At 46.2% G+C, this 15,176-nt stretch carries 17 protein-coding genes and 1 pseudogene; 14 read left to right on the forward strand and 4 right to left on the reverse strand.

Features of this window, described 5'->3' with window-relative positions; translation table 11 throughout:
- Positions 1-108: 108 nt before the first annotated feature.
- From BM056_RS07215 to BM056_RS27615, 7 genes and pseudogenes are all read left to right on the forward strand, one after another.
- On the forward strand, positions 109-744 hold the full coding sequence (locus tag BM056_RS07215; protein WP_092470186.1) for a hypothetical protein: 636 nt from the start codon (positions 109-111) through the stop codon (positions 742-744).
- Between the two features lie 2 nt (positions 745-746).
- Positions 747-791: pseudogene (locus BM056_RS27855) on the forward strand (hypothetical protein); the annotation flags it as partial.
- A gap of 96 nt (positions 792-887) precedes the next feature.
- On the forward strand, positions 888-1,232 hold the full coding sequence (locus BM056_RS27860; RefSeq protein WP_492207419.1) for a WCX domain-containing protein: 345 nt from the start codon (positions 888-890) through the stop codon (positions 1,230-1,232).
- Positions 1,225-1,740: a hypothetical protein gene (locus BM056_RS07225; RefSeq protein ID WP_092470190.1), complete on the forward strand. Its 516-nt coding sequence runs from the start codon at positions 1,225-1,227 to the stop codon at positions 1,738-1,740. Before BM056_RS27860 ends, BM056_RS07225 begins: the two co-directional genes overlap by 8 nt.
- Before the next feature lie 3 nt (positions 1,741-1,743).
- Positions 1,744-2,280: a helix-turn-helix transcriptional regulator gene (locus BM056_RS07230; protein ID WP_092470192.1), complete on the forward strand. Its 537-nt coding sequence runs from the start codon at positions 1,744-1,746 to the stop codon at positions 2,278-2,280.
- Between the two features lie 77 nt (positions 2,281-2,357).
- Positions 2,358-2,936: an RNA-guided endonuclease InsQ/TnpB family protein gene (locus BM056_RS07235; RefSeq protein ID WP_207648155.1), complete on the forward strand. Its 579-nt coding sequence runs from the start codon at positions 2,358-2,360 to the stop codon at positions 2,934-2,936.
- A gap of 29 nt (positions 2,937-2,965) precedes the next feature.
- The gene (locus BM056_RS27615) at positions 2,966-3,184 is read left to right on the forward strand and encodes a transposase (RefSeq protein WP_353740146.1); all 219 of its coding nucleotides are present in this window, start codon (positions 2,966-2,968) and stop codon (positions 3,182-3,184) included.
- A 121-nt stretch (positions 3,185-3,305) separates the two neighbouring features.
- Here BM056_RS27615 and BM056_RS07240 read toward each other — a convergent pair whose 3' ends face one another.
- Positions 3,306-3,773 carry a PIN domain-containing protein gene (locus BM056_RS07240; RefSeq protein WP_092470194.1) on the reverse strand — a complete coding sequence of 156 codons (468 nt, stop codon included), beginning with the start codon at positions 3,771-3,773 and terminating at the stop codon, positions 3,306-3,308.
- Positions 3,774-4,065: 292 nt separating this feature from the next.
- Positions 4,066-4,410, reverse strand: a complete 345-nt coding sequence (locus tag BM056_RS27620; RefSeq protein WP_092470198.1) for a helix-turn-helix domain-containing protein — start codon at positions 4,408-4,410, stop codon at positions 4,066-4,068.
- A gap of 329 nt (positions 4,411-4,739) precedes the next feature.
- Between BM056_RS27620 and BM056_RS07255 the strand changes: the two genes are divergently transcribed.
- The gene (locus BM056_RS07255) at positions 4,740-5,309 is read left to right on the forward strand and encodes a hypothetical protein (protein ID WP_174549937.1); all 570 of its coding nucleotides are present in this window, start codon (positions 4,740-4,742) and stop codon (positions 5,307-5,309) included.
- Positions 5,310-5,913: 604 nt separating this feature from the next.
- Here the strand turns inward: BM056_RS07255 and BM056_RS07265 are convergent.
- Together BM056_RS07265 and BM056_RS07270 are read right to left on the reverse strand one after the other, a co-directional pair.
- On the reverse strand, positions 5,914-7,323 hold the full coding sequence (locus tag BM056_RS07265) for a solute carrier family 23 protein (protein ID WP_092470204.1): 1,410 nt from the start codon (positions 7,321-7,323) through the stop codon (positions 5,914-5,916).
- Between the two features lie 487 nt (positions 7,324-7,810).
- Entirely contained in the window at positions 7,811-9,619 is a 1,809-nt protein-coding gene (locus BM056_RS07270; protein WP_114319276.1) for a sigma 54-interacting transcriptional regulator, read from the reverse strand.
- Positions 9,620-9,775: 156 nt separating this feature from the next.
- Here BM056_RS07270 and BM056_RS07275 point away from each other — a divergent pair, with 156 nt between their 5' ends.
- The 6 genes from BM056_RS07275 to BM056_RS07290 all read left to right on the forward strand — a co-directional run bounded on the left by BM056_RS07275 (position 9,776) and on the right by BM056_RS07290 (position 14,779).
- The gene (locus BM056_RS07275) at positions 9,776-10,954 is read left to right on the forward strand and encodes an iron-containing alcohol dehydrogenase (RefSeq protein WP_238456346.1); all 1,179 of its coding nucleotides are present in this window, start codon (positions 9,776-9,778) and stop codon (positions 10,952-10,954) included.
- A 111-nt stretch (positions 10,955-11,065) separates the two neighbouring features.
- Complete coding sequence (locus BM056_RS07280) at positions 11,066-12,814, forward strand: aldehyde ferredoxin oxidoreductase family protein (protein WP_092470205.1); 1,749 nt, start codon at positions 11,066-11,068, stop codon at positions 12,812-12,814.
- Between the two features lie 160 nt (positions 12,815-12,974).
- Positions 12,975-13,235 carry a TIGR04076 family protein gene (locus BM056_RS07285; RefSeq protein WP_092470207.1) on the forward strand — a complete coding sequence of 87 codons (261 nt, stop codon included), beginning with the start codon at positions 12,975-12,977 and terminating at the stop codon, positions 13,233-13,235.
- 248 nt (positions 13,236-13,483) lie between these two features.
- Complete coding sequence (locus BM056_RS26130) at positions 13,484-13,633, forward strand: hypothetical protein (RefSeq protein ID WP_165613411.1); 150 nt, start codon at positions 13,484-13,486, stop codon at positions 13,631-13,633.
- Entirely contained in the window at positions 13,584-13,700 is a 117-nt protein-coding gene (locus tag BM056_RS27625; RefSeq protein WP_165613420.1) for a cytochrome c biogenesis protein ResB, read from the forward strand. Before BM056_RS26130 ends, BM056_RS27625 begins: the two co-directional genes overlap by 50 nt.
- A gap of 206 nt (positions 13,701-13,906) precedes the next feature.
- Entirely contained in the window at positions 13,907-14,779 is an 873-nt protein-coding gene (locus tag BM056_RS07290) for a helix-turn-helix domain-containing protein (protein ID WP_092470210.1), read from the forward strand.
- Positions 14,780-15,176: the final 397 nt, after the last annotated feature.

The following is a 15,176-nucleotide window of genomic DNA, read 5'->3' on the forward strand; positions in this document are numbered from 1 at the left end:
GTTTAAAACAAATTATCCAATTTATACCAATAGGTTTCTATTACGCAAAAACTAAATGAAGTCGGTTTCAATGTTGGAGAACGCACTATCCGTGGTGACTGCAAAGAATTGATTAAGCAAGGATTTGTGGTTAAGATTAATAAAGGTGTTGCCTTAACGGGAGAAGTTGGAATTACTGTTGATAATCAAGGTGCAGTTAAGGAAAAAGTTAAGGAAAAATACTTAAAGCAGTTGGCCGTGCTTAAGTCATTATACGATTGTGAAATGAGAGCCAACCTGAACCTGGTTAAGGGATTGTTACCGGAGGATATCGCAAAGTTAAAGGGCATTGGGGAAGTGGAAACAGTTATAGATATTCTGCAAAAAATGGCAACGGAAGGGCTGGTTCAACAAAATGGCGGGCGCTGGTCTTTAGGTTCCCAATTTCCACGTCCGGTTGTGGTAGAGGGCAAAGCAGCCGCCAGTTTATTATATGAATACCTAAGTATTTTCTCCGGCCTGGTGCCGCTCCCCCCGGATTTGGCAATACTGAAAAGTAAACTAGCCCCTTTACTAGTAATACCCAGGAGGGACCGTTGGCGGGAAGAGCTGGCAAAGCTAGCCGAACGGGTTATTGTTCACGGCAGGGGTGCCGGAGATCAACAGGATATTCATCAGGTCATGGATTTAGTAGAACAAGCTGTTTATAATTGCCGGGTAATTATTGCCAATACCGGAGACGTTCTCTGGAACTGCGACCTTTAGGTATTGTTTATCTCTGGGAAAAAGGGCAGTGGTACGTAATTGCCCAAAATCGAAAACAAAGGACAATTATGTCATTCCTCTTAAACCGTTTTTCACATATAAAAATTAGTAATGAAACATTTACCAGACCCGGAGATTTCAACATGGAAAAAGACCTGGAGAAACGGTGGGGAATTAGCAGTGACCAGGAATTAGATGTAGTTATTCATTTTAAAAGTACCACCTGGCATCGTACCGCATTGGAAAGATTAAGGGCTGATGTATCCCGCAGGCAAGTATGTAATAATAACTGTAAGCTTGCGAACCAGGAGGACGGCTCAATCATTTTGTATGATAAAGTTGAAGGTTTATCAGAATTTGCTCACTGGATAAGAAGTTACGGTGATGCTGCAGAAATAGTCAAGCCCGAATCATTGCGCGAGATAATGGCCGGAACGGGACGAAAAATGTTAGAGAGGTACGGTCAGGGGGGGCGGGGTAATGAATAATAAAGTATTACAGCGTCTTATTAACGTACCTACCACCCTGGAATCTAATCCCCAGGGGCTTAGCGCCTCAGAATTGGCCCGGATAACAGGTTACCCGGAAGGTCTTATTCTAGATGACTTAAACCGGGTGTCGCTATACACTGATTTGGGAAACCATTTTCTTTTATATGCTGAAGATGTAATGGATAATCAGGAAGAACCTTGGGAGAACGAAGTAGTAGATTCTCCAGTTGAATATTTAGTGAAAGATCCTCAGATTAAGTGGAATCTGTCCATAACTACTGACCCTTACCCAACACTGGGGCTAACACCGCGTGAAGCAATGACTATATTGTGGCTGTTTGCAGAATTTCCTCCGCCGAAGGCTTTAAAGCCATTGCAGGATAGTCTTATGGAAAAGCTGCTTCCGAGTAAAGAAATAGCTGCTGCTAAAGAAATGTCTGAAAAGCTTTATACCCGTGGTGGAGTTACTTTTGTGGAAACCGAATATTTGAATAAGTTACGTTGAGCGGTGCTGGGTGAATTTAAGATTGAGCTAAAGTATTACGCCAAAAACAACAATCGCGAAGTTAAATGGCTTGTTTGGCCTTTAGGATCAGTGTTTCATACCGGCAATGGTACCTGGTATTTCGTTGCAAGCAAAGAGGAAACGCGAGAAGTAGTTGCGTGCCACCTTGGTAGAATACGAGGGGTAAAGGTTTTAGATGAGCAGTTTGTTTATCCGGAGGACTTTTCGCTTCGTCATTACCTCCGGCTGCGCTGGGGTATGGACATTAGCCGTTCGGAAGTCGTAAAGGTACGTTTTTATAATGAAGCAAATGTTGTAGAAAAAGTCCAAAGAGAGTTAAAAGCAAGGGGATTGGCAGAGCCGGTACAGTTAGCAGACAGGTCACTGGAATACCAAGGTAAAATTTATGGTATCCATAACTTTGCCAAATGGGTGCTATCTTCTGGATCATCGGTAGAAGTATTGGAACCGGAATGGCTGCGGAATGAGATGATTAGTATTGCCCGGGGTTGGTGTGAAGTGTATGGTGATAAAAATTAGAGGCTTTATTGACCAACTGCCCCCCTGGGAGGAAGCCCGCCCGAACTTATTATGTCAACCACAGGGAACTGCCCGGAGTGTTCGAGTTCATCCGCAAACAGGTCAAGGCGGGCCGGAGCAATGCCTGGCACGAAAAATCAATATTAGACCCACCGCTAAGGTCATTTGGTACGCTCTGTCGATGGCTTTACAACGCCGCCTTGGAACAGAAGGAAATTTGCTACCGGCAAAGAGGCAGATCGCCTTCCTGTATGCAACAAAAGAACGAGATGCCGGCGTTAAAAAAAGAATTGCCGGAATACAAACAGGTCAACGCTCAGGTCCTACAGGACTGCCTTCAGAGGCTGGATGACGCATTTCAGCGGTTTTTTAGTGGCCTGGCCGGATATCCCCACTACAAAGATCGGGATCATTACCGCTCTTTCACCTACCCGCAGGCAGATAAGCAAGATCATTTTAAAAAGCGTGGTTATATTTACCTGCCGAAGATAGGCTATGTTAAAATAAATGCTCACTTTGTCTTTGACCCTTCAAAAGTTAGCCGGATAAATGTCAAGTATCATAACGGCAAATGGTATGTCAACTTAACTTCGGAAATAGCAGAAGCCGAAGCCGTAGAAATCGTTAACAAAGTTGGTATTGACGTTGGGCTTTAACCTTTGCCACGCTTTCCGACGGCATTAAAATTGACAACCCGAAATACTTTCGCAAATCTGAAAAGAAATTAACCCGGTTGCAAAGGCGGCTTTCCCGCAAGAAAAAAGGTTCAAACAACCGGAGGAAAGCCAAAACCAAAGTAACCTGGTTGCACGACAAAATAGCCAACCAGCGCAAGGACTTCTTGCATAAGGTTTCTTACGGCATAGTTAAAAAGTACGACTTTAAAACCACCCCCATAAAATAAACACCCTACAAATAAAGTAAGGTGTTAAGGCGAAAGTACTTTTTTGCTAAAAAGTTTCAGTCGTCAATTCTAATATTTTATCTCATCTTCTTGGCCAGACGCTTAAATATTAGCTTTTTTATCATATACCATTTGCCCGTCGATAATCGTAAGGCACAACAATGTTAAGTGAAGGATCTTTTACATATTCGAAGTCCTTTGGGTTTTTTGTATAAAGAGGTAGCCTATAAGCAGCTGCTGTGGCTGCTATATAACAGTCTTCAATATGCTTTTCCCGGTATTCTGCAGATTCTCTGGAATAGAGTGCTGCGATCCTGCCGATACGCTCGTCCAGAGGTAGAACGGTACTAAACATCGGTAAGATTTTGTTTATTCTTTCTTCTTCTTCGCATGAGATATAAGGGTACTGCAACAATTCTTTTAATGTTACTACTGAAAAGAGTATATCCCGATCATCCTGGATCAATTGTTCAATAAGGGTTACGGCAGATTGCTGGTCAAACACAGCTTTTTCATTTTTTGGTCGGGATTTTCGTTGGGATCTTAAAAAATCAACGGCTATGTTTGTATCTAATAATACCCCACTCACCTATTATCAAAGAACGATGTGTCCTTACCTTCCCACAGGCCCACAAGTGAACGGAAGGCTTTTAATCTCCTTTTAATTCGAGCCTCTTTAGTTTCACACTGGGTACCAATGCTATTTCCTTTAATTCTTATTACAATCTTTTTTCCGGATGATTTTCTTGAAACGATTCGCTTTGGCATAATACTTCACCTCTTACTACAAGTATAACTGATCTCTGACTCTTTAGACAGCCCTTAATTTTAGACATATAAGTCAAGCGAATACTTGAACAAGGTTTTTTTTAAAATATTAATCATATAAGAAGTTGCCGTGGATTTTGCTGGCCATTGTCCGTGAAGATACTTATTAACCGGTGTTTCTCAATAAAATCTTCCAAGTCGGACTCTCTGATCCGGATCTGTCCCCCAGGGAGCTGGTAAAAGTTTAATAGTTGGTTTTTTGACCACCGCCAAATCGTTGTCCGACTCACGCCTAACCTTTTTGCCGCTTCGGATGCTATTAAAAGCCTATCATCTTTTTCCGCTAAGGCAGTGGCCTTTCTCACCAGATCATTGAATGCTTCCGGCGGGATATATTCCTTAATATATTCAAGTTCTTTAAGAAAACAGATTAGTTTATTATTCATATCTTGTTTCATTCCTTTTCAAAGTGTTTCACAATGTTTCAAATGTTGCAGAAAATGAATGTAGCTTACACAACCATTGGTTTCACCCCCCCTCAAAAAAGAAAAAACCCCGTATTCTTACGGAGATTTAAGTCTTGTTGTTTTACAGTTTGGATGTTATACGGCAATAATTTCCACCTAGTTAACCCCTCATATACAGTCCAATTTTGTTTTATAAACAAAAAAGAAAAGACAATTATTATATAGAATAATTAATAATCATTAGAACATAATATAAAGCCACAAACTCTTCGTTAATAAGCAACAAATGCAGATAGGAATAAAATATAGGAGAAAGGCAAATGGCTATTTATTATATTTACCCCATTTACACATTTAGCTTGATCATAATCGCTTATGCATTGGTTCCAAGGGTAGAAATCAGACGGCTTATTTTTTTTGGGATTATATTTGGTACAGTTTTTGACATAAGTATAATTGTTTTAGGCTCCAAGATATTGGAAATTTTCAACTATATTAATTACGGGCCTTTTGAATGTATGGGAATTCCTTTCTTTCCTCCCATAGCATGGGCAGCGTATTTTATTATATTTTTATACCATTTACCTGAAGAAAAACCATGGAACTATCTATTCGTTTTTACAGCCGCAGGTTATAGTACGCTGTTCTCAAACGTTTTACGTAATCTTGGTCTTTTTCAATGGAACTATGGGACATTAATAATTCCATTTTTGATTTACTTCTCTTGGCATCTAACTATTACCTGGGTTTATTATAAATTGACAAGTGGGATGGAAAATAATGTCCTCGGAATTACAAATTCTTTGTTTGAAAAAGAAAAAGCTAAAAATTTATTTAAAAAACGAGGGTATGCTATTCTGCGGCTTTCTTTTCGGTCTAAATTAAGATAATAAGATGAAGGGATCAAGCAAAACGATGGTCTAAAGATTCTGTGTCAGATTTTTTAGCTATTTCGCCACACAAACATAGTGCTCATCAAGCTGTAAAGCCTTTTTACTTATGGTAATGCGGGCTTTTTTAATAACCATACAAATTGTAGCTTGCTTATTGCAGCATATGAATGTAGGCTGCATATTCCAGTCAGAATAAAAATAATTCCCTCAGGGGAATTGAAACTCTCTTCTGAAGTCGCCAGCCTTTTTGCCAACTAATAAGAGTAAACTTAAATGGACTTTAATGATTATGAAAACGGCAACCTGATTTTGTGACAAACGAACTATTTGAACGGGTAAGAGAACAGTTGGAAGTCAATAAAGGCGGGGAATATTATGGCAAACTTCGCTTTGAAGAATTGACGAGGGGTTATAAGTACAAATTTTACAGATCAATACATATGATGGGGAACCGGAACACTACAGATGCTGGAATAATTTATTTATTAAAAGGTAAATATAAATCCTTAATCCTGACCAAGTTAGCTAGGCCATTCCCGAACGAAATTAAAAGCACCTCCCGCCTTATTCAGCAGGAGGTGCTTTGCTATTACACTGCATCTTAGCACTTGCAGCGCAGGGCGGGTTGGAGTTGTTCTTCCGTTGCAACAATACTATTATCCGCAGGTTCGCCTTTGAAGAAGTTTTTGCCATAAACCAGCAGGCACAGGATGATACCGGCTGCGAAGGCGAAAGCCGCGCCCTTGGCTATTAGAATGCCGCCGACAATGCCGGCGATACCCAGGTCTTTGATGTTTTGTGTTTGCCGGACGCCCACATATACCGAAACGAATCCTTGAATCAGCATGGTCAGCGACAGGGCCACGGGCAAAATAGGTCTTACCAGGCTGACGATAGGCAACAGGAAATATCCTGTCAAAGTGCCGAAACGGAAGGCTGCCACGCCGCTGATGGAGGAGTCCATGTCGTTACGCCCGTTTTTATACCGTTCATAGGTAACCACTGTCATGGCCGCCCAGATGGGGCCGCACATGGTTACATCGGGTCCCATAAAGCTCATGAAGGTGTTCCGTATGCCTACGATCAAGTGCGCCCGGTTGGGGTTGTAATCCACCGGCTCGTCAGGCCGCTCTTTGTCGGCGTCGCTGATGATGGCCTGGCACTGTACGGCATCACCGAAGATAACGATATAAGCGGCCAGCACCAACGGGATGGAGGTTAGAAACATATTCAGCGAGGGCCAGCCCAGAGTACCCCAGGGCACCCAGTCGGTCCACAGGGCGCCGAAATCCGGGCGGGAGAAGCCCCATTCCAAAGCCGGCCAGCCGGTTTCCTTTACCAGCGCAGCTATGACCACGGCGGCAAGAATTGCAGGTAAAATACCCAGGTTATTTAGAATTTTGGCAATTTTATTGCGCCTGGCCAGCTCTTTAAAATAAGATGAATACATCATGAAGAAGGCCAGACCCACGGCCAGGGTAATGGTAATAGGGAAGCTTTCAAACCGGCCACCCTTTTGGAAAATCAGGTTGATGGCGGAGATGCCCGCGCCGATAATCACACCGGCCTTGATGGCCTGGGGAATGGCGGCTATCACCTTGTTGGCCAATCCGGTGAAGCCCAGGAATATACACCACAGTCCCAGCACCATTTCAAAAGCGATTAAAGCGTGCATCCGTGCCGGCCCTTCGGGAAAGGTGGAAACGTAGGCAATCAATAACGGTATGGCCGGGGTGATCCAACCGGGTACCACCGGGTCGCCCAGCATGCCGTGCAGGCAATATAAAATGCCGTTTAAAATCACAATGGCCAGTGCTACTTCAAAGGGCATGCCCAGGGTGTCCTGCAGAATTGGAATAGCGGATAAGCAAACCGCGCACATGATCAAACCCTGGATGTAATCCGCCCATTCCCAGCGGTAATGGATGCCGGGGAACCTGACTTTGAATGGCCCGGCCGGAATGTATGGTGTTTCTGTGCCGTCCGGTCTTTTTTGTGTCCAGTCCGTCATTTTTTCACTCCTCGTTAAAATTTCGACCTTCAGTAAAAAAGCTTGTCTCCGGCCCTTAATAAACTTAAACATAAAACTTGAAACTTTAAATTTAAAGCTGGATGAGTTAAATAAAAGTTCGAAAATATAATAATTTTCTTGAATAATTTTGGCTAACAGGCCTGTCCGGTATTAAAAAAGGGCCGGTTGTAAATGCCAAACCTCCTTTGCCATGGATGATATCGGTCACTTATAATAAATAAAGCAAGAGGGGTGCCAGCGCGCTAGTAAACCCATGAATTCTGCGATTCGTTGTTTCTTGACATTATTTGCTGTCAAAAAAAACAGGCCGGCAAGTGTCGGAAGGAAATGGGCCTGTTTGTTTGATTCGAATATGGATCAAAAACGTATAATATTTCTGAAAAAGCGTGCAATTCTAAATTATGCTCCGATTTGCACAGGCTGATTCAAGAACAAATCAGTGAATCGTTTTTGAATCAGCCTAAATTCACGCCCCGGATTTGATACAGTATTTGGCGGCTTTTCGCACCACTGAAGGTTGGCTGATTCCCAGCGCCCGGGCCACCCGCCTGGTGGTGCCGAATTCCGCAAAAGCCCTGGTAATGAGCTCCCTTTCCAAATTTTCCACCGCTTCGTTCAGGGGCACCAGCACGTCCCCGCCTGCAATCTTGGGGCGCATAGTTCCGGCTGCCGGTTCCTGCAGGTTAATGGGTAAGCTTTTAGCGGTAATCATTTCGCCGGGCGTAATTACAATGACCCGCTCCAGCAGGTTTTGTAATTCCCTGACATTTCCCGGCCAGTCGTAGTGCATAAATAACTCCATCACCCGGGGGGAAATTCTCTTATTCATATCGTACCTTTGGTTATACTTTTCCATAAAGTGGGCCACCAAAGGCGGTAGGTCTTCTTTTCTTTTCCTTAAAGGCGGGACATTGACCGGCACTACGTTAAGCCGGTAATATAAGTCCTCGCGAAACTTTTCCTCCTGCACCATTTTTTCCAGGTTGCGGTTGGTGGCGGCGATGATGCGGACATCTATCTTAACCGCCTTGATACCTCCAACGCGCATAATTTCCCTGCTTTGCAGCACGCGCAGCAGTTTTACCTGAAGGTTTAAGGGCATGTCGCCGATCTCGTCCAAAAAGATGGTGCCATTGCGGGCGATTTCGAAATGCCCTGGTTTACCGCCCTTTTTGGCTCCGGTAAAGGCACCGGACTCATATCCGAAAAGCTCCGATTCCATTAGTTCCTCGGGGATGGCCCCGCAGTTTATTCTAATGAACGGGCCGTCCTTGCGGTGGCTGTGACGGTGAATCAGCTCTGCCACCAGTTCCTTGCCCACTCCTGATTCCCCCTGGATAAGCACGGTAGTATCAACCTGGGCCAGGCGCATGACCAAGTCCACCACGGCTTCCATCTGATTTGATTTAAATATCAGCTGATGCTCTGCGCCGTACTTTATTTTATACCGGTTAAGCTGGGTTTCGTAGTGCCGGGTCAACAACTGCGCCTCTTCCAGCTGCTGTTTCAACTGGTTCAACTCCGTGATATCCCGGACGTTGGTAACTACCCGGAAAACTTCCCCGTTTTCGTCGAATATGGGTGTTCCGGTTACTAAAACGATTTTGCCGGTTTTCCTAATCTCCTGGATGATGGTCATTGGTTCTTTCTTTTCCAGCACCAGCAGGGTCACCGACTGGTCATAGTATCCCTCCCGTACCAGGCGGGCCATATTTTTGCCTATAACCTCGCCGGCCTTGATACCCGTTGTCCGCTCGTGAGCTTTGTTTACCCGGAGGGTGTTGCCCTGCCCGTCAGTGACGTAAATACCGTCAAAGGAGTATTCGATAATAGCGTTAAGTTCATCGGTCAGTTGTTTGTTGCTGTCCGCGTTGTGCAGGGAGTTCAAAATGTCGTTCAGCTTGGCTGCTTTTTTTCTATAATTAAGGAAGAGTTTTTCGGTTAGTATGCTCCGGGTTATGACTCCGGCCAGACGGCCCTTTTGTATTACGGGCCACGGCCCCCTTTCGTTGATCAGGTTTTCTGCTTCGCTGCCGGGGGATACGCAGGTAATGCCTTTTTCTCTGAATGCTATTGCCGATTTTCCCGGCCCGTCTTCTGACAACGCGCCCGCCATCAGCCCTTTAATGGTGACCACTCCTTGAAAGGAGCCATCCTTATCTAGAAGCACCGCGAAATCCGCTGCCGAGCCCGCGATGGCTTTTATGGCATCTCCGGTAATGGTTTCGGATGGCAGCGTGAGAGATGGGTTAATCATGATTTCCCCGGCTTTCATTGTTTAGCTCCCCTCCTTTGGAATCAGTTATATTAATTTTTCAATATTCTTTTATTCATATTTCGATTCCTTCCGCTAAGATTTGACATTCAGCTTGGTAAGGAATTTGCATTAGCTATCTTGCAATAATCAAATCCAACATGGGAGGTCTTGTTTGTGTCTTGCGAAATGAGTAATTACCATAAACCATTTAACATGAACGCGCCCGAAAAAATCATCTTTGGCAACGGTACTGCCGGACAAGTAGGAGAACTGGTAAAAGGCATGGGTGGAAAATCCATCCTGGTGGTGGCTGATCCTGTGGTAGCTAAAATTGAAGCCGGGCAAAGTGTAATTGAGACACTAAAAGCGGCCGGGCTTAAGGTTTCTTTGTTTGATCAGGTGGAAATGGAACCCTGCTTTGAGTCAGTGGCCAGCGGTGTAAATTTGGGCCGTTCTTGCGGCGCCGACGTGGTGGTGGGGGTTGGCGGCGGCAGTGCGCTGGATTCAGCCAAGGGTATTTCCGCCATGATTAACAATGACGGCAACCTGAAGGATTACGTGGGCATCGGCCTGATTCCCAGGCCGGCCTTGCCGCTGGTGCTGCTGCCAACTACGGCGGGTACCGGCAGTGAGGTCACCAACATTGCTATTTTTACCAATAAGGAATCCGGGGTTAAGTCAGGCGTGGTCAGCGACTATATCCGGGCCCGGGTGGCGGTGGTGGACCCCGGCCTGACCGTAGGCCTGCCGGCCAAGCCAACTGCTTACAGCGGCATGGATGCCCTGTGCCACGCAGTGGAAGCATACACTTCGGTTAACGCGAACCCTTTAAGCGATATGTATGCATTGGAGGCCATACGCCTGGTGACTGAAAACCTGCGTACTGCGGTTTTTCAGGGTGTTAATGTTGAAGCCCGCACCGGTATGGCCGCCGCCAGCCTTTACGCCGGTATCGCTTTCGGCAACGCCGGGGTTACTGCGGTGCATGCCCTGGCCTACCCGCTGGGAGCCCGTTATCATGTGCCTCACGGGTTGGCCAATGCCATCCTGTTGCCTGCAGTGATGAGGCATAACTTGCCCGGCAACCTGGAGCGTTTCGCAGTGGTGGCCGACGTGATTAGCGCGGGCGCAGCCGCAGAAATGGTTCGTGACAAAGCACTGCTGGGTGTTGAGGAAGTAGCAGCCTTGTCCGCTGACGTGGGGATACCCTCCAGGCTGCGCGATCTTAGTGTGAAAGAAGAAGACCTGGCAGCGATGGCCGATGAAGCTTCTCACATTTCCCGGCTGCTGGCCAACAATCCTCGTCCCATGGACAGCGAAGCCATCAGGGTGGTCTATGAAGCATGTTATTAAGGAAAGGGAAACAAGGGCAAGGAGACACGCCTCCGGTGGAGGAATGTCCCCAGATTAGGAATGTTCCCAATTAATGATGACGACTGAATTTTAGGTGGTGATTAACCCGAAATGCATGGGTTTTACGGGCGTTTGCTGCGCATTGACCTGACTGGCGGCAGTTTCCGGGTGGAGGAAATTTCTGATCAAGTTCTGGCCAGCTGCCTGGGCGGCAAGGGACTGGGCACACTACTGCTGATAAAAAATGTCAAGCCTGGCGCCGATCCTCTGGGTCCGGACAACTGTTTGATTTTTACTGCGGGCCCCATAACCGGGACGGCGGTTCCGGGGTCCAACCGCTACGGCGTATTCGCCAAGTCTCCTTTAACAGGCCTGTACGGAGAGTCATATTCCGGTGGCGGGGTTGCGTCTGTTATGCGCAAGACCGGTTACGATGCCATCATCATCCAGGGGCGGTCGGACAAGCCTGTTTACCTGGAAATAAGCGACGGCTGCGTAGCCTTCCATAATGCTGAAAAGCTGTGGGGAAAAGATTGCTATGCCGCTGAAGACGCGGTACTGGAGCATGTGGGGGTTAAAGGCGCCCAGGCGTTGGTGATTGGTCCGGCGGGCGAAAACCTGGTGCGCTTTGCCTGTATTGAAAACAACTACTGGCGGTCGGCAGGCCGCACCGGGATGGGAGCCGTGATGGGGGCCAAGAAAGTAAAAGCCCTGGTGTTTCACGGCAGCGCCAGATGTGAGCCCGCCGACGGGGCCGGGTTGAAGCACTACGTTGCCGCCCTGGTGCAAAAGGGCAGGGATAACCCCGGGGTGCATACATACCGCAAGTATGGCACACCCCAGTTGGTTTCCCTGATGAATACTGTGGGCGGGTTCCCGTCCAAGTATTGGACTTTGGGCAAACTGCCCGGATGGGAGTCACTGACCGGGGATTACTTGCTGGAAAACTTCGAGGTACAGCCGAAAACCTGTGCACCGTGCTTTATGAACTGCGGTAAACTGACCAGGGTGACCAGGGGCAGGCACGCGGGCCTGGCGGTTGAGGGGCCGGAATACGAAACCATCTATTCTTTCGGCGGCCTCTGCTGTATCAATGACCTGGCGGAAATCATTTTCCTGAATGATCTCTGCGACCGGCTGGGGGTCGACACCATCAGTGCAGGCAACCTGGCTGCCTTCGCCATGGCCGCCTCGGCCAGGGGGGTGCTGGACGAAAAGCTCGAATACGGTGACGTGGACGGGGTGGCCGACCTGGTAACCCGGATTGCGCACCGCCGCGGAGTGGGCGACCTGCTGGCCGAAGGCGTCCGTCCGGCCGCTGATAAGTTGGGAGTGCCCGAGCTGGCCATTCACGTAAAGGGGATGGAACCGGCGGGCTACGATCCGCGAGTGCTGCACGGCATGGGATTGGCCTACGCCACCTCACCTCGTGGCGCCTGCCACCTGCGGTCTACTTTTTATAAGCCGGAACTGTCGGGCATGATTGACCCCAAGACCACGGCAGGTAAGGCTGAACTGTTTATTGAGTTCGAGGATAGGCTGGTCATATACGACACACTGATCCTCTGCCGCTTTTACCGTGATCTGGTGCAATGGGGGGATCTGGTCAACCTGGTCAATCTGACCACCGGCCTTGGTACGGATGAGAAACAGCTGCGCGAATTAGCCGGCGGCATTGTCAGGGCCACCAGGCTGTTTAACTTGTCCCAGGGACTCAGTATGGCGGATGATTTACTGCCGCAGCGCTTCCACCGGGAGCCTCTGGAAAACGGGGACGTTCTACCCGAGGACAATTTTCGGTACATGCTGTCCGAGTACTACCGCCTGCGCGGCTGGAATGGAGAAGGGCAGCCGGTATAACAAGGCGTATTTCACAGACCGGTAATTTTTGAACACGTTTTTCTGTTGACCGCCGCCAATTGAAGGATATGCAGGCCGCATGTCAAACTTCTATTAATGAGAAAAAATCTTTCATAGAAACCAGTTTGGGTTAACAAAAAGCAGAAAATGGAGGAAGGTTATGGAAAAAATTATTGTTGAAGTAATAAGTTCAGCCTGCGGCCACTATCAGCCCGGGGACAAAATTTTTATTAATGATGCCTTAGTTGATAAAGAAAGAAGCGGAAATATCTGCCTGATGGCAATGCAAGCTATTTTCCCCTATATATTCGCTTTTAGAAAAGGGGTAACGGCAGAACAAATGGGTTTTAAAGAAAAAATTCAAGTGCAGTGCCCCGACTACTGCGGACCAACAGTATTTGAACTAAAGTGGGAAGAATAAGTATTTCGAATTAAGTGTTAAAAATTAGGTGTTATCTACCAAAAAGCGCGTTTTAGGGCAATAACCCGGACGCGCTTTTTCGCTGCGCTTTTTTGACTTGGTTAAATATTACATCAAACTGCCCGTCAAAGCGTTTCACTTCACAAGCCGCTTTTGTTAAAGCTAAACTACTATAATACTTTAAGAGAATATGGAAACAATAAAAAATACTGGAAAAACGCTATGGCACAACGACAGGGGGGGGCCGGTTGAAGATGATGATGCCAATGAAAAAAACCGTCAAAAAACCTGCTATGTTTTTGGGGGTCCATGCGGCTGGGGATTTTGCTTTTATCTGTTATAACCATAGTGAGTATTTTAGGCAGCTTCATTCCCCAGCGGGAGGTCCCGGATTTTAATTATTCTATTTACGGTGGAATAATGGCCCCGTTGTTAATTAAGCTGGGTCTTACAAAGTCGCAATAAGTGAGTAGTGTGGCCCAAAAAATATCGTTTGCTTTTGCGCTTTCATTTAATCACTTCCTTGAGAAGCGTGAACGTTTTAAAGATGTTTTACTCGCAAAATGTAAGCATGTCAAGTAAAAATATGGTATAATCACTGGTAGTGAGCGGTTATTTAGTTTTTATAGATAATGGGATAATATGGTATTATTAAAAAGTGGTGGTTGAAAATGGAGTTAAAAGGTTTGCCTAAAAATTTGCGTATATGCCGCGATAAAACCGGGCTTAGCCAAAGGGAGCTGGCTAAATTATTAAAGATCGCTCCCAGTACCTTAGCCATGTACGAAACCGGCCGGCGCGCGCCGGATTATGCAACCCTGGAACGGATGGCCAATTTTTTCGCTGTTTCTGTAGATTATTTGCTGGACCGGGAAGAAAGAAAGTTGGATTTGCTGCATGTGCTGGAAGATGACAAGACAGAAATCATTGCCGGTGACAAGCCCCTGGGGCGGAAACAACGTCTGGCCGTACTGTGCGCGCTGGATAATTCGGCAACAGCTGTGCCCGGCCACAAACTGCCGATACTGGGCCAGATTAAAGCGGGCATCCCGTTGCTTTCCGAGCAAAACATCATCGGTTACCTTGAAATCCCTTCGGATCTGGTGGGCAATGTGGACTTTGCCTTAAAGGTTACAGGGGACAGCATGATCGGCGCAGGTATCAATGATGGGGACATTGTAATATGCAAAGAAGACAAAAACCCCTATCCGGGGCAAATTGTAGTAGTGCTTTTAAATAATGATGAAACAACCCTAAAATTTTTCGTCAAAGAAAACGGCCAGCCTTATATCAGGGCGGCAAATCCCAACTATCAGGATATTGCGCTGCAGCCCGGAGACCAAATCCAGGGCCGGGTGGTTAGGATTTGGAAAGACGCTCCATCATTAAACACTTATCGTGAATACCTATACCTTAGTGAAGAAACCAAGCTGGAATGGAATGGCGTAATCGAAAAAGCCATTGCCAACGGCGTAAAGCCGGCGGCACTGCGGGAGATTATCAATATGCAATTGGAATTTGCCAAAAGGCTGGCCGGTAAGTAAAACAATAGCAGAGATCTTCACGAAATTTACGGTTTTCTATCACGCGCTCTAATGATGTTGTAGGCATTTCGCTTCGCTCATCGCAATGAAAATTTGCGGAACACCAGTTCTCGAAGCACAATTTGGGGGATAGGTGCTCTTTTTTTATGTTAATTTTCATGTTGTCTCCGCTGTTTTACAACCTATTGTTAAACTTAGCTAAAATTTGGGACAAAATCTTGTGAGTTTTCTACAAAGGGATCTGCGGCGTATACTCTGAATAATATACATTTATCAACAGGATTGGCCTCTGACTAAGATTTTTAACGTAATTCATACTTTCTTTATAACTAAATTATAAATTAAAAATCAATCAATGTTTCATAATGCCGGTTGATAATACTGTATACAAGAATAG

Origin of the sequence: Desulfotruncus arcticus DSM 17038, assembly GCF_900113335.1 — a bacterium.
GTDB classification, from domain to species: domain Bacteria; phylum Bacillota; class Desulfotomaculia; order Desulfotomaculales; family Desulfallaceae; genus Desulfotruncus; species Desulfotruncus arcticus.